Here is a 21,554-nt window from a genome sequence, read left to right as displayed (position 1 = left end):
CCGGGGTCTCCGGACGCCGGCGCCGCCCCGGCCGCCCGGGACTACTCGATGACCTGGTCGGCGGAGTCCTGGAGCTCCTGGGGGACCTCCACGCCCATCCGCTCGGCGGCCTGCAGGTTGATGATCAGCTGCGTGTCCTCCTGGGACTCGACGGGCATGGAGGCGGGGTCCCCGCCCTCCTTGAGGATGCGCACGGCCATCTCGCCGGTCTGGCGGCCGAGCTGCTCGTAGTCCAGGCCCTGGGTGATGAGGGCGCCGCGCTCCACGGAGTCGCCCTCACCGGCGATCAGGGGGATCTGCTTGGACTCGGCGGCGGAGATCACGGCTTCGAGGCCGGAGACCACCTTGTTGTCGGTGGGCACGTAGATGGCGTCGGTGTCCAGGGACTCGGCGGCCTGGGCCACCTCGGAGGTGTTGGTCACCGACTTCTCGACGACCTCCAGCCCCTCCTCCGCGGCGGCCTCCTTCGCGAGGTCCACCTGGACCTGGGAGTTGGTCTCGCCCGAGCTGTAGATGATGCCCACGGACTCCGCCGCCGGGTCGAGCTGCTTGATCAGCGCGATCTGCTCGGCGACCGGGTTCATGTCGGTGGTCCCGGTGACGTTGCCGCCGGGGCTCTCGAGGGAGTCGACCAGCCCGGCCTCGACCGGGTCGGTGACGGCCGTGAACAGCACCGGGCGGTCGGTGACCGACTGGGCCAGGCCCTGGGCGGACGGCGTCGCGATCGCCAGGACGAGGTCCGCGTCCGAGGACGCCATGTTGGAGGCGATGCTGGTGGAGGTGCCCTGGTCCCCGGAGGCGTTCTGGAGGTCGACGGTGAGGTTTTCCCCCTCCGTGTAGCCGCCCTCCTCGAGCGCGGCGAGGAAGCCCTCCCGGGCGGAGTCGAGCGAGGGGTGCTCCACGAACTGGCTGATCCCGACGGTGGCCTCCTCGGCGGCCTCGCCGCCGCCCCCGCCGCCGGCGGGCTCGGTGTCGGAGCCGCCGCAGGCCGTGAGCAGCAGGGCGGTGGAGGCGAGGGCCGCCGTCATCGGGAACAGTCGCTTCATGGTGGGTCCTTTCGGGAACGAGTGGTGTCAGCGATATTACCTTCCGTTCGGTCACAAAATGAGAGGCAGCTCACAAGTGGTGACATAACGGCTCCGACGGCGTGTCGGCGGTGCCCGATCGTCCACCGGGACCGGGCCCTCCGCGGCCCGCGTCCCCGGTAGGATCGGGAGGTCATGTCAGCATCCCTGAGCAGCCCCCGAACCATCGTCTACCCCGAGAACCTCCCGGTCTCCGCGCGCCGCGAGGACATCATGGGCGCGATCGCCGCGCACCAGGTGGTCGTGATCGCCGGCGAGACCGGGTCCGGCAAGACGACCCAGATCCCCAAGATGTGCCTCGAGCTCGGCCTGGGCGAGCGCGGCCTGATCGGCCACACCCAGCCGCGGCGGATCGCCGCGCGCTCGGTCGCGGAGCGCATCTCCTCGGAGCTCGGCGAGAAGATCGGCGGCACGGTCGGCTACCAGGTGCGCTTCACCTCCGAGGTGGGCGCGGACTCACGGGTCAAGCTGATGACGGACGGCATCCTGCTCGCCGAGATCCAGCACGACCGCCTGCTGCAGAAGTACTCGGCGATCATCATCGACGAGGCCCACGAGCGCTCCCTCAACATCGACTTCCTGCTGGGCTACCTCCGGCGGATCCTGCCCCGGCGCCCGGACCTGAAGGTGATCATCACCTCGGCCACGATCGACCCCGAGCGCTTCGCCCGGCACTTCGCGCCGGAGGCGGCCGAGGACGACGAGCCGGGGCGGGCCCCGGTCATCGAGGTCTCGGGCCGCACGTACCCGGTGGAGATCCGCTGGCGCCCGCTGGCCCAGCCGCGCTCCGGGGACGGCGGCCAGGACGCCGAGGACGCCGGCGACGGGCTGGAGGACGAGGACCGGGACCCGATCGACGCCGTGTGCGACGCCGTCGAGGAGCTCTCCGCGGAGCCGCCCGGGGACATCCTGATCTTCTTCGCCGGCGAGCGGGAGATCCGCGACGCCCAGGAGGCGCTGCAGGGCACCCTGAAACGGGTCCGGGGCCTGGCCGACGCCGAGATCCTGCCCCTGTTCGGACGGCTGTCCATGGCGGAGCAGCACCGGGTGTTCGCGCCGTCGGGCCGCCGCCGGATCGTGCTGGCCACCAACGTGGCCGAGACGTCGCTGACCGTCCCCGGCATCAAGTACGTGATCGACCCGGGCACGGCCCGCATCTCGCGCTACTCGGCGCGGACCAAGGTGCAGCGCCTCCCGATCGAGCGGATCTCCCAGGCCTCCGCGAACCAGCGGGCGGGGCGCTGCGGGCGCGTCTCGGACGGCATCTGCATCCGGCTGTACTCGGAGGAGGACTACCTCTCCCGCCCGGAGTTCACCGACCCCGAGATCCTGCGCACGTCCCTGGCGGCCGTGATCCTGCAGATGACCTCGGTGGGGGTCGTCAAGGAGCCCGGGGACATCGAGCGCTTCCCCTTCGTGGAGCCGCCGGAGTCCCGGGCCGTCAAGGACGGCGTGGCCCTGCTCCGGGAGCTGGGCGCCCTCAAGGAGCCGCGGGGCGCGTCCCCGCGGGGCGGGCGGGACGACGACGCCCGCGGCGGGCCCCTGACCACGGTGGGCCGGCAGCTGGCGCAGCTGCCGGTGGACCCGCGGCTGGGCCGGATGATCGTGGAGGCGGACCGGCGGGGCTGCGCCCGGGAGGTCATGGTTCTCGCGGCGGCGCTGACCGTCCAGGACCCCCGCGAGCGCCCCCTGGAGAAGCGGCAGCAGGCGGACGAGCTGCACAAGCGGTTCTTCGACGAGAACTCCGACTTCACGAGCTGGCTGCTGCTGTGGCGCTACGTGCAGGAGCAGCAGGAGGAGCTCTCCTCGACGCAGTTCCGGAAGCTGTGCCGGCGGGAGCACCTGAACTTCCTGCGCATCCGGGAGTGGCAGGACCTCTACGCCCAGCTGCGCCAGATGGGCCAGCAGGTCGGCATCCGGGTCGGCAAGGGCCGCGAGGTGGACCCCTCCGGGAAGGAGCGGGAGATCCACGTCTCGCTGCTGGCGGGGCTGCTCAGCCACATCGGGCTCAAGGACGAGCGCAAGCGGGAGTACCAGGGCGCCCGCGGCTCGCGGTTCGCCGTCTTCCCGGGCTCCAACCTGTTCAAGAAGTCCCCCGACTGGGTCATGTCCGCCGAGCTCGTGGAGACCTCCCGGCTGTGGGCCCGCGTCAACGCCGCGATCGACCCGCTGTGGGTCGAGGAGCTGGCCCCGCACCTGGTCAAGCGCAGCGTCTCGGAGCCCCACTGGTCCCGCGCGCAGGGATCCGTGATGGCCTACGAGAAGGTCACCCTCTACGGCGTGCCCGTCGTGGCCCAGCGCCGGATCAACTTCTGGCGGGTGGACCCCGCCCTGGCGCGGGAGCTGTTCCTCCGCCACGCCCTCGTGGAGGGCGACTGGCAGACCCGGCACCGGTTCTGGGCGCGCAACCGCAAGCGCCTGGCCGAGGTCGAGGAGCTCGAGAACCGGCTGCGCCGCAAGGACCTGCGGATCGACGACGAGGCCCTGTTCGCGTTCTACGACGCCCGGATCCCCGAGTCCGTATTCTCGGCACGGCACTTCGACGCGTGGTGGAAGAAGGCCCGCCAGCAGGACGAGCACCTCCTGGACCTGGACCCCGAGGACCTGATCGCCGAGGAGGCCGGCGGCTACGACGAGTCGCTCTACCCGCGCCAGTGGGTCCGGCGCACCCGGGACGGGGAGCTGGTGCTGGACCTCGCCTACGAGTTCGCCCCGGGCTCCGACCAGGCGGACGGCGTGACCGTGCGCGTGCCCGTGCTGTTCCTCAACCAGCTGGACCCCGAGCAGTTCCGGTGGCAGATCCCCGGGTTCCGCACCGAGCTCGTCACCGCGCTCATCAAGTCCCTGCCGAAGGCCGTGCGCCGCAACTTCGTGCCCGCCCCCGACGTCGCCCGCCAGGCGGTGGCGATGCTCGACGCCGACTTCGACCCCGCCGTCGACGCCCTCGAGCCCTCCCTGGAGCTGGTTTTGCGCCGGCTCAAGGGCCACGTGGTCCCGCCGGGCTCCTGGAACTGGGAGGCCGTCCCGGCCCACCTGCGGATGCGCTTCGAGGTGCGGGACCGCCGCAACCGGGTGCTGGGCGAGGGCGAGGACCTCGAGGCGCTCCGGGCGGAGCTGCACGACGAGATCCGTGCCGCCCTGGCCGAGTCCCTCGGCGCGGTGCCCGGCGCGGCCCCCGGCGCCCCGGCCGGCGGCCCCGCCCGGAACGGCCCGCGATCCCCCGCCCCCCGGCCCCCGGACGCGGCGCCGGCCCCGCCGGCGCTCGAGCGCTCGGGGCTGACGGCGTGGCCCGAGGAGGACCTGCCGCGCAGCGTGGAGACGACGGTGGCGGGCCAGCGGATCACCGGGTGGCCGGCGCTCGTCCCCGAGCGCCCCCGGGCCGCGGGGAGCCGGCACTCCGGCCGGGAGGCCACGGTGGCCGTGCGCATCCTGTCCTCCGCCGCCGAGCAGCGGGCCGCCCAGCGCCGCGGGGTGATCACGCTGCTGCAGCTGCGCATCCCCTCCCCCGAGCGGTACGTGCTGGAGCACCTCAACAACCGGGAGAAGCTGGTCTTCACGCAGAACCCGCACGGGTCGGTGACCGAGCTCATCGCGGACTGCACGGTCGCGGCGATCGACAAGCTCACGCCGCCCGAGCCCCCCTTCACCCGGGCGGAGTTCGACGCGCTGCACGAGCACGTGCGGGCCGAGCTCATCGACACCGTCTTCCAGGTCACCGCGCTCGTGGAGCAGGTGCTCTCCGGGGCCGCCCGGATCCGCAAGCAGCTCAAGCGGTCGTCCTCGCTCGCCGCGGTGAACTCGCTCAACGACGTCAAGGCCCAGCTGGAGCACCTCGTGCACCCGGGCTTCGTCGCCGCCACCGGCTACGACCAGCTCCAGCACCTGCCCCGCTACGTGCGGGCGATGGAGGTGCGGCTCGAGAAGCTCGCCGGCCACCTGCAGCGGGACACGGTCGGGATGCTCGCCGTGCAGAAGCTCGAGGACGACTACGACGCCGCGCTGGACGCCCTGCCGCCGCATGCCCCGGTCCCGGACGAGCTGCGCCGGGTGGCCTGGATGATCGAGGAGCTGCGGGTCTCGCTGTTCGCCCAGGAGCTGGGCACCGCCCACACCGTCTCGGAGAAGCGGATCCGCAAGGCCCTCAAGGACGCCCTCGGGGCCGCCCGGGCCTGACCCGGCGGCGGGTCAGGCCTGCGGCACGGCGGACCCGTGCCCGGCCTCGACGAGGGCGGCCCGGATCCGCTCCGCGGCCTCGTCCATCCAGGCGGGGTCCGGGTCGCGGAGCACGTTGACGAACTGGAACTGCTCGACCGTCTCCGCCGGCCACACGTGCACGTGGGTGTGCGGGACCTCGAAGCCCTGGATCATCTGGCCCACCCGCGCCGGACGCCAGACGGCGTCGATGGCCCGCCCGATGCGCTGGGAGACCACCATCAGGTGCGCCGCCAGGTCCTCCGGCAGGTCGACCCAGTGGTCGTGCTCCTCGCGCGGGACCACGAGCGTGTGGCCCTGCGCGAGCGGGTCGATCGACAGGAAGCCGACGCAGCGCTCGTCCTGCCAGACGAAACGGCCGGGGATCTCCCCCTCGATGATCTTCGTGAAGACGGTGCTCACAGGTGCTCCCTTTCGGTGGTGGGTCGGGTGCGGTCGGCGGGCCGGGCGGACCCGCGGCTACAGGACGACGCGCTCGCCGGCGGCGAGGTGGCGGTACTCGGCGCCGTACTTGGCGGCGAACGAGGTGAGCTGGCCCTCGATCACGCCGAGGCCGTTGTCGGAGAGCAGACCGTCGTGGATCTGGAAGACCCGCTCGGGGCGCACGGACACCACGAAGTCGACGACCTCCGCCAGCTTGTTCCACGGCGCGTGGATCGGCGCCAGGAGCACGGGGGCGGAGAGCCCGTGCGGGACCACCAGCGAGTCGCCGGGGTGGTAGACCGTGTCCTCGACCAGGTAGCCGATGTTGTCCACGGTGCGGATGAGCGTGTGGATCAGGGCGTGCTGGCCGCCGAACGTCCGCACGGTGAAGCCCTCGAGCTCCAGCACGGTCTCGGGCTCGGCGTCGTGGATCGCGTGGCCCTCCCCCAGGGCCTCCCGGAGCCCCGCGGCCACCGTGGCCGGGGCGTACACCTGCACCTCCGGGTGCGCCCGGAGGTGCGCGTGCACCGGCTCGGGGTCGAGGTGGTCCGGGTGCTCGTGCGTGACGAGCAGGACGTCGGCCCCGTCGAGGGCCTCCGCCAGCTCCTCCCGTCCGGAGAACTTGCCCGGGTCGATCACCAGAACCCTGCCCTCGTTCTCGAGCCGCACGCACGAGTGGGTGTACTTGATGAGCTCCATGGGCCCACCCTAACCCCGGGTCCTCACGGGTCCCACCGGCCGGCGGGGCACGTTCCGCGCGGTCCTTGTTAAGCTGGTGCCCGGGCCGGGCACCAGCGACGAGAGGACGAGGCGTGAGCGTGAGAACCAGCGGGGGGAGCGCCGGGGAGGTCCGCAACACCCGGCAGCGCCGCGCCGTCGCGCGGGCGCTCGCGTCCCTGGAGGACTTCATCTCCACGCAGGACCTGCACGCCCTGCTGCGGGAGCGCGGCGACTCCGTCTCCCTGGCCACGACCTACCGGATCCTGCAGTCGATGTCCGAGCTCGGCGAGCTGGACGTCCTGCGCAGCGACGACGGCGAGGCGATCTACCGCCGCTGCGCCGCCGAGCACCACCACCACCACCTGGTGTGCCGCCGCTGCGGCGCCGCCGTGGAGCTCGAGGCCCCCGCGGTCGAGGAGTGGGCCGGGCGCACCGCCGCCGCCCACGGCTTCACCGAGGTGGACCACACGGTCGAGATCACCGGCCTGTGCGCCGCCTGCGCGGCGCGGCGGGCCGATGGCTGAGCCGGGCCCGTCCCGCGGCGTCTTCGTCCTGGCGGTCAACCCGTGCGCCGGCCGCGGCCGTGCCCTCGAGGACGCCCACCGGGCCGCGGAGCTCCTGCGGACCGGCGGCGACGAGGCCGTGGTGCTCTCCGCCGCGGACCTCGGCACCCTGGTGGGGCTGGTGCGCGACCGGCTCCGGGCGCACGCCCTCACCACCCGGGCGCTCGTGGTCGTGGGCGGGGACGGGATGGTCCAGGCCGGCCTCGGCGTGCTCGTGGAGCTCGCCGCGCAGGGCGTCGACGTCCCGCTGGGCGTGGTGCCGTGCGGGACCGGCAACGACCTGGCCCGCCACCTGCGCGTGCCGTTCCGGGACCCGGTGGCCGCGGCCGGACGGATCCTGCGCCGGCTCGACGACCCCCGGGCCCGCCGCCTCGACGTGGGCCGGGTGCGCTTCGCGGACGGCCGCACGTCCTGCTTCGCGACCGCCCTGTGCGCGGGCTTCGACGCCGTGGTCAACGAGCGGGCCAACCGGTGGCTGCGCCCGGCCGGCTCCTCCCGCTACCTGCTGGCCGTCCTGGTGGAGATCGCGCGGCTGCGCACCGTCCACTACCGGCTCGAGATCGAGGACGCCGGCGGCCGGCGCCGCACGGAGCGCCGGGACGGGGTCCTGCTGAACGTCGCCAACACGTCGTCGATCGGGGGCGGCCTGCGGATCGTGCCCGACGCCCGGGCGGACGACGGGCTGCTGGAGCTGTTCACCGTGGCGCCCCTGGGCCGGGCCCGGTTCCTGCTCCTGTTCCCCCGGCTGTTCTCGGGCCGGCACGTGGCGCTGGAGAGCGTGCGGATCGAACGGGTCCGCGCCGTGGCCGTGGACGCCCCGGACGTCACCGTCTACGCGGACGGGGAGCGCCTCGGCCCGCTGCCCGTGCGCGTGGACGTGCTCCCCGCGGCGGTCCGCGTCCTGGCCTGAGCCGGGGCCCGGTCGCGGCGCCCCGGGCGCCCGGCGCCGCCCGCCGCGGGAGTCCCCGCGGCGGGCGCCGGCCGTTCAGCGCGGCGGCTCCGAGGTGTCCACCCGGTCCCCGCGGCGCTGCCGCCGGTCCTGGGTGGTGTCCCGGATCTCGCCCACCAGCTCCTCGATGACGTCCTCGAGGAACAGCACGCCCAGGGTCTGCCCGCCGGCGTCGACCACGCGCGCCAGGTGCGAGCCCGTGCGCTGCATCGCCGCCAGCGCGTCGTCGATCTCGATCCCGGGACGCAGGTTCGCCAGCGAGCGCACCCGGGTCACCGGCACCGGCTCGTTGTAGCGGCTCTCCGGGATCGAGAGCACGTCCTTGATGTGCAGGTAGCCGTTGAGCTCGCCGTCGTCCTCCGTGAGGGCGAAGCGGGAGAAGCCTGTGCGGGCCACCGCCTTCTCGACGTCCGCCGCGGAGGCGTCCTCGGGCAGCGTGACGAGCTGGTGCAGCGGCACCATCACGTCGGCGGTGCGCTTGGACGAGAACTCGAGCGCGCCGGACAGCAGGCCCGTCTGGTCCGCCACCGTGCCCTCCTTCGTGGACTCCGCCACGATGGACTGGAGCTCGTCCAGGGTGAAGGTCGAGGAGACCTCGTCCTTCGGTTCGATCCCCATGAGCTTCAGGACGTGGTTCGCCGCCCAGTTCAGCGTGGCGATCACCGGCTTGACCATGCGGGAGACGAACACGAGCGGGGGCGCCAGCAGCAGCACGGCGCGGTCCGCGGCGGACACCGACATGTTCTTCGGCACCATCTCGCCGAACACCACGTGCAGGAAGGTGACCACGAGCAGGGCCGTGAGGAACCCGCTGACGTCGGCGACCTCGGCCGGCACGCCGAGGTGGACCAGCGGGCCGGAGACGATGTGGTGCAGCGCCGGCTCGGAGATGTTGAGGATCAGCAGCGAGCACACGGTGATGCCCAGCTGGCAGCAGGCCAGCATGAGGGACACGTGCTCCATCGCGTACAGCGCGGTCCGGGCCCGCTTGTTGCCCTCCTCGGCCAGCGGCTCGATCTGGCTGCGCCGCGCGGACATGACGGCGAACTCGCCGCCCACGAAGAAGGCGTTGCCCGCCAGGAGCACCACGAGCCACGCGAGGCCTGCCCAGTCGCTCATCGTGCGTCCTCCTCTCGTGCGCCGCTCTCGCGGGCCCCTGCGGGGGCGTCCTCGGGCTCGGCCGGTGCGGGCACGAACCGGATGCGGTCCACGCGGCGCCCCTCCATCCGGGCGACCTCGAGCACGCCGCCCTGCACCGGGACCACGTCCCCGGGCTTCGGGACCTGCCCGAGCCGGTCCATCATGAACCCGCCCATGGTCTCGTAGGCGGGACCGTCCTCGATGTCGAGCTCGGTGATCTGCTCGGAGACCTCGTCGGGGCGCATCAGCCCGGGGAAGTACCACTCGCCCGCCGCGGACTGCAGCGCGCCGAGGCTGAGCCGGTCGTGCTCGTCGGAGACCTCCCCGACCACCTCCTCCACGAGGTCCTCGAGGGTCACGACGCCGGCGGTGCCGCCCCACTCGTCGACGACGACGGCCATCTGGAGCCCGCCGGAGCGCAGCTGCACGAGCAGGGAGTCGAGGTGGACGGTCTCGGGCACGCGCAGGACGTCCTCCATGATCGCCCCGCACTCGAGGGCGGCGCGGCGCTCCGACGGCACGGCCACGGCCTTCTTGACGTGGACCACCCCGCGGACGTCGTCCGGGGAGTCGTCCATCACGGGGAAGCGGGAGTGCCCGGTGCGGGAGGCGACGGCCACGACGTCCGCGACGGACTCGTGGGAGTCGAGCATCTGCACGCGGATCCGGGGCGTCATGACGTCCGCGGCCGTGCGCTCGGCGAAGGTGAGGGTCTTCGCGACGAACGCGGCGGTGCCGGCGTCCAGGGTGCCCATCTTCGCGGAGCGGCGGACCATCGAGGACAGCTCCTCCGGCGAGCGCGCGCCCGAGAGCTCCTCCTTGGCCTCCATCCCGAACAGGTGCAGGACCCGGTTGGCCACGCCGTTGAGGGTGACGACGAACGGCTTGAACACCGCGGTGAACACGAGCTGGGGACGGGCGACCAGCCGCCCCACCCGGAACGCCTCCGCGATGGCCCAGTTCTTGGGCACGAGCTCGCCCAGCAGCATGGACAGCAGCGTGGAGATGAGCATCGACAGCGCCAGGGTCGCTCCCCCGGCGGCCGCCACGGACAGGCCGGTGAGCTCGGCGATCGGTTCCCGCAGGAAGGACTGGAGCGACAGGTCCAGGGTGTAGCCGGTGAGCAGGGTGGTCAGCGTGATCCCCAACTGGCAGCTGGAGAGCTGCGTGGACAGGGACTTGAGGCACTTCAGCAGCGGTTCCGCCGCGCGGTCGCCCTCGGCGATCGCCCGGCGCACCGTGGTCTGGTCGAGGGCCACGAGGGAGAACTCCACGGCCACGAAGAAGCCCGTGCCGAGGATGAGGAGCAGGCCCGCCGCCAGGAGCAGCCATTCCATCAGGAGCGGCCTCCCGCGGCGGCCCGCCGGGCGGGAACGGGGCGGTCGGCGGCCGGGCGGCCGGGGGCGGAGCGGGGGACGGTGGGCGAGCCGGCTCGGGGGCCGCGGCGGGGGGCGCCGCGGCCGGGCCGGCAACTACTGAACGAGTCCATGAGAGCTCCAGGGTACCGGAGCGGGAGCCCTCCGGCGCCGGTTCAGGACCAGCTGACGGGGCGCGCCCTGCCCTCCTCGTAGCCGGACGCGGACTGGATGCCGACCACGGCCCGGGCCGCGAACTGCTCCAGGGTCGTGGCGCCCGCGTAGGTCATGGAGCTGCGCACGCCCGCGGTGATCTGGTCCACGAGGTCCTCGACGCCGGGGCGCTCGGGGTCGAGGTACATCTTGGAGCTGGAGATGCCCTCCTCGAAGAGTCCCTTGCGGGCCCGGGCGAAGGCGCCCTCGCCGCGGGTGCGCTCGCGAACGGCGCGGGTCGAGGCCATGCCGAAGCTCTCCTTGTACATGCGGCCGTCGGCGTCCACGTTCAGCTCGCCCGGGCCCTCGTGGGTGCCGGCGAACCAGGAGCCCACCATGACCTGGCTGGCCCCGGCCGCCAGGGCGAGGGCGACGTCCCGGGGGTGCTTCACGCCGCCGTCCGCCCAGACGTGCCGGCCCAGCCCGGCGGCGGCCTCGGCGCACTCGAGCACGGCGGAGAACTGCGGCCGGCCCACGGCGGTCATCATCCGGGTGGTGCACATCGCACCGGGGCCCACGCCGACCTTCACGATGTCCGCGCCGGCGTCGACGAGGTCCTGGACGCCGTCGGCGGTGACCACGTTGCCCGCCACGACGGGCACGTCGGGGGCCGCCGCGCGGACCAGCTCGAGGGCCTCCACCATCTTGCGCTGATGGCCGTGGGCGGTGTCCACCACGAGCACGTCCACGCCGGCGTCGAGCAGCGCCCGGGCCTTGCCCCGGACGTCCCCGTTGATGCCCACGGCGGCGCCCACCCGGAGCCGGCCCGCGCCGTCCAGGGCGGGGGTGTAGATCGTGGAGCGGACCGTGCCCTTGCGGGTCAGCACGCCCACGACCGTGTCGCCGTCGAGCACCGGCGCCACGTGGGCGCGGGTCTGCGCGAGCCGGTCGTAGGCGGCGGCGAGGACGTCGTCGCCGGACCCGGCGCGGACCTCCGCCAGGGTGAACACCGGGGCGTCGGTGCGCATGATCGAACCGAGCTGGGTGAAGCGGTCCACCTCGGCGCAGTCGGCCGCGAGCACCACCCCGCGGTAGGCCCGCCCCGGACCGCACACCACCACGGCGCCGTGGGGCCGCTTGTGCATGATGCCCAGGGCGTCGTGGACGGTGTCCTCGTCCCCGAGGACCACGGGGGTCTCGAAGCGCGGCGAGCGCTCCTTGACCCAGGACGTGACGTCCGCGATGACGTCGAGCGGGATGTCCTGCGGCAGGATGCCCAGACCGCCGCGGCGGGCCAGCGTCTCGACCATCCGGCGCCCGGTCACGGCGGTCATGTTCGCGGCCACCAGCGGCACGGTGGCGCCCGTGCCGTCGCGCGGGGTGAGGTCGACGTCGAACCGGGAGGTGACCCGGGAGCTCGAGGGGACGAGGAAGACGTCGCTGTAGGTCAGGTCGGACGTGGGGGTGTTGAGAAATCGCACGCGCGCCAGTCTAGCCGGGGCCCGCGACACGCGCCCCGGGGCGGGGCCGCGGACTAGCCATGCCGCCGCGCGGATCACTAGACTCGCCGGAGGTACGGCCGCGCCCGGTCGACGACCGTCCGGCAGGTTCCGGAGGCGGACGCCGCCGGCTGTCACGGGAGACGGCCGGCGAGGAACACCGGCGGCGGGTCCGGACGCTGCCGGGACCGACACTGTGGAGACCGGGCAGACGGCCTCCACGCGATCAACCATGGAAGAGGCGTATTCCCCGTGCCACATCAGCCACAGCACCCCATCCCTGAAGAATTCGCAGGTAACGAGTGGCTCGTCGACGAACTGTTCGAGAAGTACCGGACGGACAAGAACTCGGTGGACGAGAAGTGGTGGCCGATCTTCGAGTCGATGAGCGCGGACAGCAGCACCGCCGCGGAGCCGGCGGGCGCCGCGCAGGCCCCGGCGCCGAAGGCGGCCCCGGCGGCCGCCCCCGCGCAGCCCAAGGCCGCCGCCGCCCCCCAGCCGCCCGCGGCCCAGCGCACCGCCGCCCGCACCTCCCCCGCCCCGGCGGCGAAGCCCGCCACGCCGCCCGCGCCCACCAGGTCCGGTGCCAAGGCCGAGGGCCGGCCCGAGACCGACCAGGGTGAGACCGAGGCCTCGGACGCCAAGAAGCCCATTCCGGCCCAGCCCGCCCGCGCCCGCGCCACGGCCCCCAACCACGACGCGCCGGCCGAGGACAAGGTCGTCAAGCTGCGCGGGCCGGCGAAGGCCGTGGCCGCCAACATGGACGCGTCCCTCACCGTCCCCACCGCCACCACGGTCCGCGCCGTCCCGGCGAAGCTGCTGATCGACAACCGGATCGTGATCAACAGCCACCTCTCCCGCAACCGCGGCGGCAAGGTGTCCTTCACGCACCTGATCGGCTACGCCGTGATCAAGGCGCTGGCCAACTACCCGTCCCAGAACGTCGTCTACGACGAGCAGGACGGCAAGCCCGTGGCGGTGCACCCCGCCCACGTCAACTTCGGCATCGCCATCGACATCCCGAACAAGGACGGCTCGCGCAACCTCGTGGTGCCGAACATCAAGGGCGCCGAGGCCATGTCCTTCATGCAGTTCTGGAACGCGTACGAGGACGTCGTCCGCCGCGCGCGCGCCAACGAGCTGACCATGGAGGACTACCAGGGCACCACGGTGTCCCTGACCAACCCGGGCGGCATCGGCACCGTCCACTCCGTGCCGCGGCTGTCCAAGGGCCAGGCCTGCATCGTCGGCGTGGGCGCGCTCGACCACCCCGCCGAGTACCGGGGCTCCTCCCCCAAGACCATCGCGCGGCACGCGGTCTCGAAGATCATCACCCTGACCTCCACCTACGACCACCGTGTGATCCAGGGTGCGGGCTCCGGTGAGTTCCTGCGCCTCATCGAGTCCTACCTGCTGGGCGGGGACGACTTCTACGACGAGATCTTCGAGGCCCTGCGGATCCCCTACGAGCCCGTGCGCTGGGCCGTGGACAACCAGGTCAACCCCGAGATCCAGGTCAACAAGGTCGCCCGGATCCAGCAGCTCATCCACGCGTACCGGGTCCGCGGCCACCTCATGGCGGACACCAACCCGCTCGAGTACGTGATGCGCAAGCACCCGGACCTCGACATCCGCACCTACGGGCTGTCCCTGTGGGACTTGGAGCGCGAGTGGCCCACCGGCGGCTTCGGCGGCGCGGACGTGCTGAGCCTGCGCACCATCCTGGGCCGGCTGCGGGACGCCTACTGCCGCACCCTCGGCGTGGAGTACATGCACCTGCAGGAGCCGGAGGAGCGCGAGTGGTTCCAGGACCAGCTCGAGCACGGCTACCAGAAGCCCAGCCGCGAGGAGCAGTTCCGCATCCTGGGCCGGCTCAACGCCGCCGAGGCGTTCGAGACGTTCCTGCAGACCAAGTACGTGGGCCAGAAGCGCTTCTCCCTCGAGGGCGGCGAGTCCCTGATCCCGCTGCTGGACGAGATCATCTCCGACGCCGCCGACGCCGGGCTCGCCGGCGTCGGCATCGCCATGGCCCACCGCGGCCGGCTCAACGTGCTCACCAACATCGCCGGCAAGTCCTACGCCCAGGTCTTCCGCGAGTTCGAGGGCAGCCAGGACCCGCGCACCACCGAGGGCTCCGGCGACGTGAAGTACCACCTCGGCACGGAGGGCTCCTTCACCTCCGACAACGGCAACGAGACCCAGGTCTACCTCGCCGCGAACCCGTCCCACCTCGAGGCCGCCGACCCGGTCGTCGAGGGCATCGCCCGGGCCAAGACCGACGTCCTGGGCGCCGGGCCCGAGGGCGACGGCACGTTCCCGGTGCTGCCCATCCAGGTGCACGGCGACGCGGCCTTCGCGGGCCAGGGCGTGGTGGCGGAGGTCCTGCAGATGGCGCTGCTGCCCGGCTACACCGTGGGCGGCACCGTCCACGTGGTCGTGAACAACCAGGTGGGCTTCACCACCGCGCCCGCCGCGGCCCGGTCCACCACCTACGCGACGGACATCGCCAAGGGCCTCCAGGCGCCGATCTTCCACGTCAACGCCGACGACCCCGAGGCCGTCACGCACGTGGGCCAGATGGCGTTCGCGTACCGGCAGACGTTCCACAAGGACGTCATCATCGACCTCGTGTGCTACCGGCGCCGCGGCCACAACGAGGGCGACGACCCCTCGATGACCCAGCCGCTGATGTACAACCTCATCGAGGAGAAGCGCTCGACCCGCAAGATCTACACCGAGAACCTCGTGGGCCGCGGCGACATCACCCAGGAGGAGGCCGACCGGGCGCTGAAGGACTACCAGGAGCGCCTGGAGCGGGTCTTCGCCGAGACGCACGAGGCGCAGACGTCCTCCATCCCGCTGGTCACCGGGGATTCCGCCGCGATCTCGAACATCGAGCGGCCCTCCGCCCAGCAGGCGGACTCCGGGGTCTCGATCCCCCGCACCACGGCCATCTCGACCGAGGCCGCCCAGCGGATCGGCGCGGTGCACGTGGAGGCCCCCGAGGACTTCGCCGTGCACAAGAAGCTGCGCAAGCTCCTCGAGCGCCGCGAGGCGATGACCCGCGAGGGCGGCGTGGACTGGGGCATGGGCGAGCTCATGGCCTTCGGCTCCCTCATGATGGAGGGCATCCCGGTCCGGATGAGCGGCCAGGACGTCCGGCGCGGCACGTTCACGCAGCGCCACGCCGTGTTCTACGACTCCGGCACCGGCGCGGAGTGGACCCCGCTCAACCACCTCTCCGGGAACCAGGCGCAGCTGGCGATCTACAACTCGCTGCTGTCCGAGTACGGCGTGCTGGGCTTCGAGTACGGCTACTCCGTGGAGCGCCCGGACGCCCTGACCGTGTGGGAGGCCCAGTTCGGCGACTTCGTCAACGGCGCCCAGATCATCCTGGACGAGTTCATCTCCTCCGCGGAGCAGAAGTGGGGCCAGCGCTCGTCGCTGGTCATGCTCCTGCCGCACGGCTTCGAGGGGCAGGGCCCGGACCACTCCTCGGCCCGGATCGAGCGCTTCCTGACGCTGTGCGCCGAGAAGAACATGGTCGTGGCCAACCCCTCGACGCCGTCGAACCACTTCCACCTGCTGCGCCGGCAGGCCTACAGCCGCCCGCGCAAGCCGCTGGTGGTGGCCACGCCGAAGCAGCTGCTGCGCCTCAAGGCGGCGGCCTCCCCGATCGAGGAGTTCACCTCCGGCGCGTTCCGCCCGGTGATCGGCGACCAGGCGGGGCTCGAGGCCTCCGAGGTCACCGACGTGGTGCTGGTCTCCGGCCGGCTCTACTACGACCTCGCCGCGGCCCGCGAGGAGCGCCAGGACCGGAGGACGGCGATCGTGCGCGTGGAGCAGCTGTACCCGCTGCCCCTCGCGGAGATCCGGGAGGAGCTCGGCAAGTACCCCGAGGCCCGCCTCACGTGGGCGCAGGACGAGCCCGCCAACCAGGGCGCCTGGCCGTTCATGGCGGTCAACCTCCTGCCGCAGCTCGACCGGCCGGTCCGGCTCGCCTCCCGCCCCGCGTCCGCGTCCCCGGCCAACGGCTCGGCCAAGCGCCACGCGGCAGAGCTCGAGACCCTGGTGCAGACGGCCTTCGAGCGCGACTGAGCCCGTCCCGGGAGGGCGGGGGCCCGTGCCCCTGCCCTCCCGCACGTCCCCAGCGAGTCCGGCGCCGGCCCGTGCCCACGGGCCGGCGCCGCTCGTCCCCCCGACATCCCGCACCCCCGACCAGAAAGAACGACGTGGAGCAACGAAGGATCAGAATTGTCGCAGTCGGTGACGAGCTGCTGGCCGGCGAGGGCGACCCCCGGGGCCTCGGCTGGTTCGGGCGGGTCATGGCCCGGACCCCGCACCACGTGGCCCCCGTGTCCGCCTACAACCTGGCGGCGCCCGGCGAGGGCAGCGAGTCGCTCAACGAGCGCTGGTTCGAGGAGGCGGCCCGCCGCTTCTCCCCGGGCCACGACAACCGCCTGGTCATCGCGCCCTCCACCCTGGACATCGACCTGTCCATCACGAGCGCGCGCTCCCGGCTGAACATGGCCAACATCATCGACACCGCCTCCCAGCACAACGTGCGGGTCCTCGTGGTCGGCCCCCCGCCCACGATGGACGCCGAGCGCAACCGCCGGATCGCGGACCTCTCGGCCGCCTACGCGGACGTCACGACCCGGCGCAACCACGTCTACGTGGACACGTTCAACCCGCTGCAGCACCACGAGCAGTGGCGCAAGGACCTCGCGGCCAACCACGGACACCCCGGCCAGGCCGGCTACGGGCTGATGGCGTGGCTCGTCCTGCACCGCGGCTGGTACGACTGGCTGGACCTGCCCGAGCCCCGGTGAGCCCCGGCCGTCCCGCGTGTGAGAGAATGGCGGGCAGTGCCTCGTCCGGCCGCCGCTGACATCACCAGACCACGCGGGAACGGACGCCGACACCCACGATCCGCCGCGGGCGACCGCGGACAGACAGGAGGCTCGCATGAGCAAGCGCGGACGCAAGCGCAAGGACCGCCGCAAGGGCGGCGCCAACCACGGCAAGCGCCCCAACGCCTGAGGTCCTTCCCGGACCCCGGCGACGCCGTGACGGAAGGGCCCCGGACCGCTGACGCGGTCCGGGGCCCTTCCGTGTGCCCGGGGGTCCTGCCGTGCGGGAGCCGGGGCGCCGCGCTCAGGCGGCGGGCGGGTCCTGGCGCGCGCCGTGCAGCCGGGCGAGGATCGAGACCCGCAGGTCGGCGGGCGCGGTCTCCGCGCAGGACCGCCGGACCACGGAGCGGATCACGCACTCCAGGTCGTACTCGCGGGCGCACTCCGGGCACTCGAGGAGGTGGCCGTGGATCTCGTCGAGGTCCTCCGCCGGGAGCACCCCGTCGAGGTACTCGTAGATCAGGCGGATCCTCTCGTCCGTGCAGCATCCGAGGCTCTCGCAGTCGGCCATGTCTACTTGTCCTTTTCCTTCTTCTTGTCGCCGGTCACCCTGGACGTGTCGAAGCCGCGCTCGGCGGCGTAGTCGGCGAGCTTCTCGCGCAGCAGCTTCCGCCCGCGGTGCAGGCGGGACATCACCGTCCCGATCGGCGTGTCCATGATCTCGGAGATCTCCTTGTAGGCGAAGCCCTCCACGTCGGAGAAGTACACCGCCAGCCGGAACTCCTCGGGCAGCTCCTGCAGGGCGCGCTTGACGTCGCTGTCCGGCAGGTGGTCCAGCGCCTCTACCTCCGCGGAGCGCAGCCCCGAGGACGTGTGGGACTCGGCGCGGTGCAGCTGCCAGTCCTCGACGGTGTCGGTGTTCGCCTGCAGCGGCTCGCGCTGCCGCTTGCGGTAGAGGTTGATGTACGTGTTCGTGAGGATGCGGTACAGCCACGCCTTGAGGTTCGTGCCGGGCTTGTACTGGTGGAACGCGGAGAACGCCTTCGTGTAGGCCTCCTGCACGAGGTCCTCGGCGTCGGCCGGATTGCGAGCCATGCGCAGGGCGGCGGCGTAGAGCTGGTCCACGTACTCCATGGCGTCCTGCTCGAAGCGCGCCTTCCGGTCCTCGGGGGACTCGGTCTCGACGTCGACGGGCGGCTCGGTGCGCTGGGGGGCGGCCCCCTGCTGGTTCTGCTCGTTCATCACGGACCAGTCTACGGGGACGCGCGTGCGGGCCGGGGCGGGCTCGAGAACGCTCGTGGGGGCGGTGATGGCTGCTCCTCTCCCCCGCCGTGCGGGTCCCTTCGAAAACCTGTGCCGGTGGCCTGCCCCGGACGGGGCGGCCGCTGTCCTGCACAACGGGTGTCACCGTCGCACCTATTCCCACCGCGCCCGGCCCGTGCTCGCCCCGGGCGCGGTCCCCGTGGCTAGGATGGGACGAGCGGCGCCGTCCGCCGATCCAGACCCGCCCGACACAGCCCCGCGGTACCGTCTGCCGCCGAGGAGGAACCCATGAGCATCGTCCGTCGCATCGCCCGCCCGCTGCTGGCCACCGGTTACGTCGCCAACGGGGTGGAGAGCTTCCGCAACTCGTCCCAGGCCGCCCAGCACCTCGCCCCGGCGATCTCCGCCGCCACGAAGGCCTTCCCCCAGGCCGGACCCGCGCTGCAGAACCACGCCGTGGTGGCCCAGGGCCTGGCCGCGGCGCAGCTCGGCGCCGCCGTGCTCTTCGGGCTGGGCAAGCTGCCCCGCCTCTCGGCCGGCGTGCTCGTCACCACCACCGCGCTCAACGCCTACGCCGACTACCGCGCCGCGGAGGCGAGCACCCCGGAGCAGAAGGCCGCCCGCCGCTCCACCGCCTTCAAGAACTCCTCCCTGGTGGGCGCCGTCATGCTCGCCGCCGTGGACACCGAGGGCAACCCGTCCCTGCTGTGGCGTGCCGAGCACCTCGCCGGGGACGTCCGCAAGAACGCCTCCAAGCTGGGCAAGGACACCCAGAAGCAGGTGGCCAAGGCCGAGAAGGCCCTTCAGCACGCCGTCAAGCAGGGCTAGGCCCCGGTCCCCCTGTCGTGATGCCGTCGGAGTCCTCCGCCCCCGCAGCCCGTCCCGGCGCCGCGGAGCCGGCCCCGCAGCACGAGCTGTGGCCGGCTCCGTTCGTCGGGCCCCGTCCCGTCGTCGCCGAGCTGACGGTGCCGGGCTCGAAGTCCCTCACCAACCGGTACCTGCTGCTCGCCGCCCTGGCGGACGGTCCGTGCCGGCTGCGCTCGCCCCTGCACTCCCGCGACTCGCGGCTGATGGTCGAGGCCCTGCGGGCCCTGGGGGCCCGCGTCGAGGAGGTGGCCGGGGACGGCGGCTTCGGCCCCGACCTGCTCGTCGAGCCCGCCCCGTGGGACGCCACCGAGCCGGTCACGGTCGAGTGCGGGCTGGCCGGGACCGTGATGCGCTTCGTGCCGCCGGTCGCCGCCCTCGCACGGTGTCCCGTCACCTTCGACGGCGACCCGGGCGCCCGGGTGCGCCCCATGGGACCGGTGATCGACGCCCTGCGCGCGCTCGGCCTGCGGGTCGGGGACGACGGCCGGGGCCGGCTGCCCTTCACCGTGCACGGCACCGGCGGCGTGCACGGCGGGGAGCTGGAGATCGACGCCACCGGCTCGAGCCAGTTCGTCTCGGCCCTGCTGCTCGCGGGCGCCCGGTTCGACGACGGGCTCGTGCTGCGCCACCGCAGCGCCGACGGCTCGGGGCGCGGTGTGCCGTCCATGCCGCACGTCGAGATGACCGTCGAGGTGCTGCGCGGCCTCGGCGTCTCCGTGGACGACTCCGTGCCCGACGAGTGGCGGGTCTCCCCCGGGCCGGTGCGGGCCTTCGACGTGACCATCGAGCAGGACCTCTCCAACGCCGGCCCCTTCCTGGCCGCGGCCGTGGTGACCGGCGGACGGGTCTCGGTGCCCCGCTGGCCCGACCGCACCACCCAGGGCGGCGACCACTGGAAGCACATCCTCCCGGCCTTCGGCGCGGCGGTGGAGCTCACGGACGGGACCTTCACCGTCACGGGCCCGGACGCGGTGACCGGGGTCGACCTCGACCTCGGCGAGGCCGGGGAGCTCGCGCCCACCGTCGCGGCCGTGTGCGCGGTCGCCGGCACGCCCTCGCGGCTGCGCGGCATCGCCCACCTGCGCGGCCACGAGACCGACCGGCTCGCCGCGCTCGTCACGGAGATCAACCGGCTCGGCGGCGACGCCGAGGAGACCGCGGACGGGCTGCTGATCCGGCCGGCCCCCCTGCACGGCGGGACGTTCCACAGCTACGAGGACCACCGGATGGCCACCGCCGGCGCCGTGATCGGCCTCGTGGTCCCGGACGTCCGGGTCGAGAACATCGCGACCACCGCCAAGACCCTCCCCGAGTTCCCCCGGCTGTGGGCGGAGCTCACGGGCACGAGCCGTGACGCGTAGGGACTCCGTCCGGCGCGACTGGGACGAGTCGGACGTGCGCGTCCGTCCCAGCAAGACCGGCTCCCGCCCGCGCACCAAGGAGCGGCCGGCGCACGAGGACGCCGTCACCGGCCGCATCGTCACCGTGGACCGCGGCCGCTACACCGCGATCCTCGAGGAGGACACCCCCGGGGAGCGGCTGGTCGTGGCCGTGCGCGCCCGGGAGCTGCGCCGCCGGCCTGTGGTCGCGGGCGACCTCGTGGGCCTCGTCGGCGACGTCAGCGGCGCCCCGGACAGCCTGGCCCGCCTCGTGCGGATCGAGGAGCGCTCCACCGTCCTGCGCCGCAGCGCGGACGACACCGACCCGGTCGAGCGGGTCGTGGTGGCCAACGCCGACCAGCTCGTGGTCGTCGTGGCCGCCGCCAACCCCGAGCCCCGCACCGGGTTCATCGACCGCTCCCTCGTGGCCGCCTACGACGCCGGCATCGAACCGCTGCTGTGCATCACCAAGACCGACCTGCGGGACCCCGCCGAGCTGATCTCCCACTACACGGCGCTCGAGCTGCCCGTGCTCGTCTCGGGCCCCGCCCGCGACGTCCCGGCCGACGACGACGGGACCACGCTGCCCCTCGACCCGGCGCTCGTCGAGGCCCTGCGCGAGCGTCTCGACGGCCACGTCTCGGTGCTGCTGGGCCACTCCGGCGTGGGCAAGTCCACCCTCGTCAACGCCCTCACGGGCGCCGACCGGGCCACCGGCGGGGTGAACGCGGTGACCGGACGGGGCCGGCACACGTCGTCGTCGGCCCTCGCCCTGAAGATCGAGGACGCCTCCCCCGGGTCCTGGATCATCGACACCCCCGGCATCCGCTCGTTCGGCCTGGCGCACGTGGACCACGACCGGATCGTGGAGTCCTTCGACGAGCTCGCCGAGGCGATCGCCGAGTGCCCCAAGGGCTGCCGGCACACGGGGACGTCCCCCGGCTGCGCCCTGGACGCCTGGGTGGCGCAGGGCCGCGCCGGGGAGGCGGGCGAGTCCCGGCTGGTCTCCCTGCGCCGGCTGCTCGGGGCCGGGGAGCGCCCCGGGGAGTCCCGCGAGGACAAGGAGCTCGGCGTCCAGTGAGCCGCCGGGCAG

The 21,554-nt window shown here is 73.2% G+C and carries 17 protein-coding genes; 9 read left to right on the top strand and 8 right to left on the bottom strand.

The features are described from left to right. Nucleotides 1-41 precede the first annotated feature (41 nt). A complete protein-coding gene (locus AC6CH6_RS02330; protein WP_133411257.1) occupies nucleotides 42-1,046 on the bottom strand; it encodes an ABC transporter substrate-binding protein in 1,005 nt (334 codons plus the stop codon). Nucleotides 1,047-1,220: 174 nt separating this feature from the next. Here AC6CH6_RS02330 and hrpA point away from each other — a divergent pair, with 174 nt between their 5' ends. Beyond that, the gene (gene hrpA, locus AC6CH6_RS02325) at nucleotides 1,221-5,258 is read left to right on the top strand and encodes an ATP-dependent RNA helicase HrpA (RefSeq protein ID WP_498253887.1); all 4,038 of its coding nucleotides are present in this window, start codon (nucleotides 1,221-1,223) and stop codon (nucleotides 5,256-5,258) included. 12 nt (nucleotides 5,259-5,270) lie between these two features. Here the strand turns inward: hrpA and AC6CH6_RS02320 are convergent, their stop codons facing one another. Both AC6CH6_RS02320 and AC6CH6_RS02315 read right to left on the bottom strand, forming a co-directional pair. Further along, nucleotides 5,271-5,699 carry an HIT family protein gene (locus tag AC6CH6_RS02320; protein ID WP_017834401.1) on the bottom strand — a complete coding sequence of 143 codons (429 nt, stop codon included), beginning with the start codon at nucleotides 5,697-5,699 and terminating at the stop codon, nucleotides 5,271-5,273. A 57-nt stretch (nucleotides 5,700-5,756) separates the two neighbouring features. After that, complete coding sequence (locus AC6CH6_RS02315) at nucleotides 5,757-6,419, bottom strand: MBL fold metallo-hydrolase (protein ID WP_498253886.1); 663 nt, start codon at nucleotides 6,417-6,419, stop codon at nucleotides 5,757-5,759. 113 nt (nucleotides 6,420-6,532) lie between these two features. Between AC6CH6_RS02315 and AC6CH6_RS02310 the strand changes: the two genes are divergently transcribed. Beyond that, complete coding sequence (locus AC6CH6_RS02310) at nucleotides 6,533-6,964, top strand: Fur family transcriptional regulator (protein WP_017834399.1); 432 nt, start codon at nucleotides 6,533-6,535, stop codon at nucleotides 6,962-6,964. Continuing rightward, nucleotides 6,957-7,913 carry a diacylglycerol kinase family protein gene (locus AC6CH6_RS02305; RefSeq protein WP_498253885.1) on the top strand — a complete coding sequence of 319 codons (957 nt, stop codon included), beginning with the start codon at nucleotides 6,957-6,959 and terminating at the stop codon, nucleotides 7,911-7,913. Before AC6CH6_RS02310 ends, AC6CH6_RS02305 begins: the two co-directional genes overlap by 8 nt. A gap of 75 nt (nucleotides 7,914-7,988) precedes the next feature. Here AC6CH6_RS02305 and AC6CH6_RS02300 read toward each other — a convergent pair whose 3' ends face one another. The 3 genes from AC6CH6_RS02300 to guaB1 form a co-directional block, all read right to left on the bottom strand. Continuing rightward, the gene (locus tag AC6CH6_RS02300; protein ID WP_133411261.1) at nucleotides 7,989-9,071 is read right to left on the bottom strand and encodes a hemolysin family protein; all 1,083 of its coding nucleotides are present in this window, start codon (nucleotides 9,069-9,071) and stop codon (nucleotides 7,989-7,991) included. Next, nucleotides 9,068-10,429, bottom strand: a complete 1,362-nt coding sequence (locus tag AC6CH6_RS02295) for a hemolysin family protein (RefSeq protein WP_133411262.1) — start codon at nucleotides 10,427-10,429, stop codon at nucleotides 9,068-9,070. The genes AC6CH6_RS02300 and AC6CH6_RS02295 overlap by 4 nt, the downstream gene beginning before the upstream one ends. Before the next feature lie 194 nt (nucleotides 10,430-10,623). Then, the gene (gene guaB1 / locus AC6CH6_RS02290) at nucleotides 10,624-12,081 is read right to left on the bottom strand and encodes a GMP reductase (protein ID WP_017833670.1); all 1,458 of its coding nucleotides are present in this window, start codon (nucleotides 12,079-12,081) and stop codon (nucleotides 10,624-10,626) included. 270 nt (nucleotides 12,082-12,351) lie between these two features. On the opposite strand from guaB1, the gene AC6CH6_RS02285 reads away from it, so the two are divergent. The 3 genes from AC6CH6_RS02285 to AC6CH6_RS02275 all read left to right on the top strand — a co-directional run bounded on the left by AC6CH6_RS02285 (nucleotide 12,352) and on the right by AC6CH6_RS02275 (nucleotide 17,142). Next, nucleotides 12,352-16,197 carry a multifunctional oxoglutarate decarboxylase/oxoglutarate dehydrogenase thiamine pyrophosphate-binding subunit/dihydrolipoyllysine-residue succinyltransferase subunit gene (locus tag AC6CH6_RS02285; RefSeq protein WP_498253884.1) on the top strand — a complete coding sequence of 1,282 codons (3,846 nt, stop codon included), beginning with the start codon at nucleotides 12,352-12,354 and terminating at the stop codon, nucleotides 16,195-16,197. 134 nt (nucleotides 16,198-16,331) lie between these two features. Then, nucleotides 16,332-16,931, top strand: a complete 600-nt coding sequence (locus AC6CH6_RS02280) for a GDSL-type esterase/lipase family protein (RefSeq protein ID WP_031283102.1) — start codon at nucleotides 16,332-16,334, stop codon at nucleotides 16,929-16,931. 136 nt (nucleotides 16,932-17,067) lie between these two features. Next, nucleotides 17,068-17,142 (top strand): 50S ribosomal protein bL37, encoded by a 75-nt coding sequence (locus tag AC6CH6_RS02275; RefSeq protein ID WP_095343185.1) that lies wholly within the window; start codon nucleotides 17,068-17,070, stop codon nucleotides 17,140-17,142. 114 nt (nucleotides 17,143-17,256) lie between these two features. Here AC6CH6_RS02275 and rsrA read toward each other — a convergent pair whose 3' ends face one another. Both rsrA and AC6CH6_RS02265 read right to left on the bottom strand, forming a co-directional pair. Next, the gene (gene rsrA, locus AC6CH6_RS02270) at nucleotides 17,257-17,523 is read right to left on the bottom strand and encodes a mycothiol system anti-sigma-R factor (protein WP_133411264.1); all 267 of its coding nucleotides are present in this window, start codon (nucleotides 17,521-17,523) and stop codon (nucleotides 17,257-17,259) included. 2 nt (nucleotides 17,524-17,525) lie between these two features. Continuing rightward, complete coding sequence (locus tag AC6CH6_RS02265; RefSeq protein WP_035927301.1) at nucleotides 17,526-18,194, bottom strand: sigma-70 family RNA polymerase sigma factor; 669 nt, start codon at nucleotides 18,192-18,194, stop codon at nucleotides 17,526-17,528. A 309-nt stretch (nucleotides 18,195-18,503) separates the two neighbouring features. Here AC6CH6_RS02265 and AC6CH6_RS02260 point away from each other — a divergent pair, with 309 nt between their 5' ends. The 3 genes from AC6CH6_RS02260 to rsgA are packed head-to-tail and all read left to right on the top strand — an operon-like array spanning nucleotide 18,504 to nucleotide 21,542. Beyond that, nucleotides 18,504-19,043, top strand: coding sequence for a DoxX family membrane protein (locus tag AC6CH6_RS02260; RefSeq protein ID WP_017833665.1), 540 nt, complete (start codon nucleotides 18,504-18,506; stop codon nucleotides 19,041-19,043). A gap of 20 nt (nucleotides 19,044-19,063) precedes the next feature. Next, nucleotides 19,064-20,443, top strand: coding sequence for a 3-phosphoshikimate 1-carboxyvinyltransferase (gene aroA / locus AC6CH6_RS02255; protein ID WP_498254351.1), 1,380 nt, complete (start codon nucleotides 19,064-19,066; stop codon nucleotides 20,441-20,443). Beyond that, nucleotides 20,433-21,542, top strand: a complete 1,110-nt coding sequence (gene rsgA, locus AC6CH6_RS02250; RefSeq protein WP_017833663.1) for a ribosome small subunit-dependent GTPase A — start codon at nucleotides 20,433-20,435, stop codon at nucleotides 21,540-21,542. The genes aroA and rsgA overlap by 11 nt, the downstream gene beginning before the upstream one ends. The last annotated feature ends 12 nt before the right edge of the window (nucleotides 21,543-21,554 follow it).

This window comes from Kocuria sp. GQ42 (assembly GCF_059758435.1).
This window is presented reverse-complemented; position numbering and strand designations above follow the sequence as displayed.

Bases quoted from the DNA above. Each gene is read 5' to 3' on its own strand.
- AC6CH6_RS02305 (WP_498253885.1), top strand. From the start codon at position 6,957: ATGGCTGAGCCGGGCCCGTCCCGCGGCGTCTTCGTCCTGGCGGTCAAC.
- AC6CH6_RS02295 (WP_133411262.1), bottom strand. From the start codon at position 10,429: ATGGAATGGCTGCTCCTGGCGGCGGGCCTGCTCCTCATCCTCGGCACG.
- AC6CH6_RS02300 (WP_133411261.1), bottom strand. From the start codon at position 9,071: ATGAGCGACTGGGCAGGCCTCGCGTGGCTCGTGGTGCTCCTGGCGGGC.
- AC6CH6_RS02330 (WP_133411257.1), bottom strand. From the start codon at position 1,046: ATGAAGCGACTGTTCCCGATGACGGCGGCCCTCGCCTCCACCGCCCTG.
- AC6CH6_RS02260 (WP_017833665.1), top strand. From the start codon at position 18,504: ATGAGCATCGTCCGTCGCATCGCCCGCCCGCTGCTGGCCACCGGTTAC.
- AC6CH6_RS02315 (WP_498253886.1), bottom strand. From the start codon at position 6,419: ATGGAGCTCATCAAGTACACCCACTCGTGCGTGCGGCTCGAGAACGAG.
- rsrA (WP_133411264.1), bottom strand. From the start codon at position 17,523: ATGGCCGACTGCGAGAGCCTCGGATGCTGCACGGACGAGAGGATCCGC.
- AC6CH6_RS02265 (WP_035927301.1), bottom strand. From the start codon at position 18,194: ATGAACGAGCAGAACCAGCAGGGGGCCGCCCCCCAGCGCACCGAGCCG.
- aroA (WP_498254351.1), top strand. From the start codon at position 19,064: ATGCCGTCGGAGTCCTCCGCCCCCGCAGCCCGTCCCGGCGCCGCGGAG.
- hrpA (WP_498253887.1), top strand. From the start codon at position 1,221: ATGTCAGCATCCCTGAGCAGCCCCCGAACCATCGTCTACCCCGAGAAC.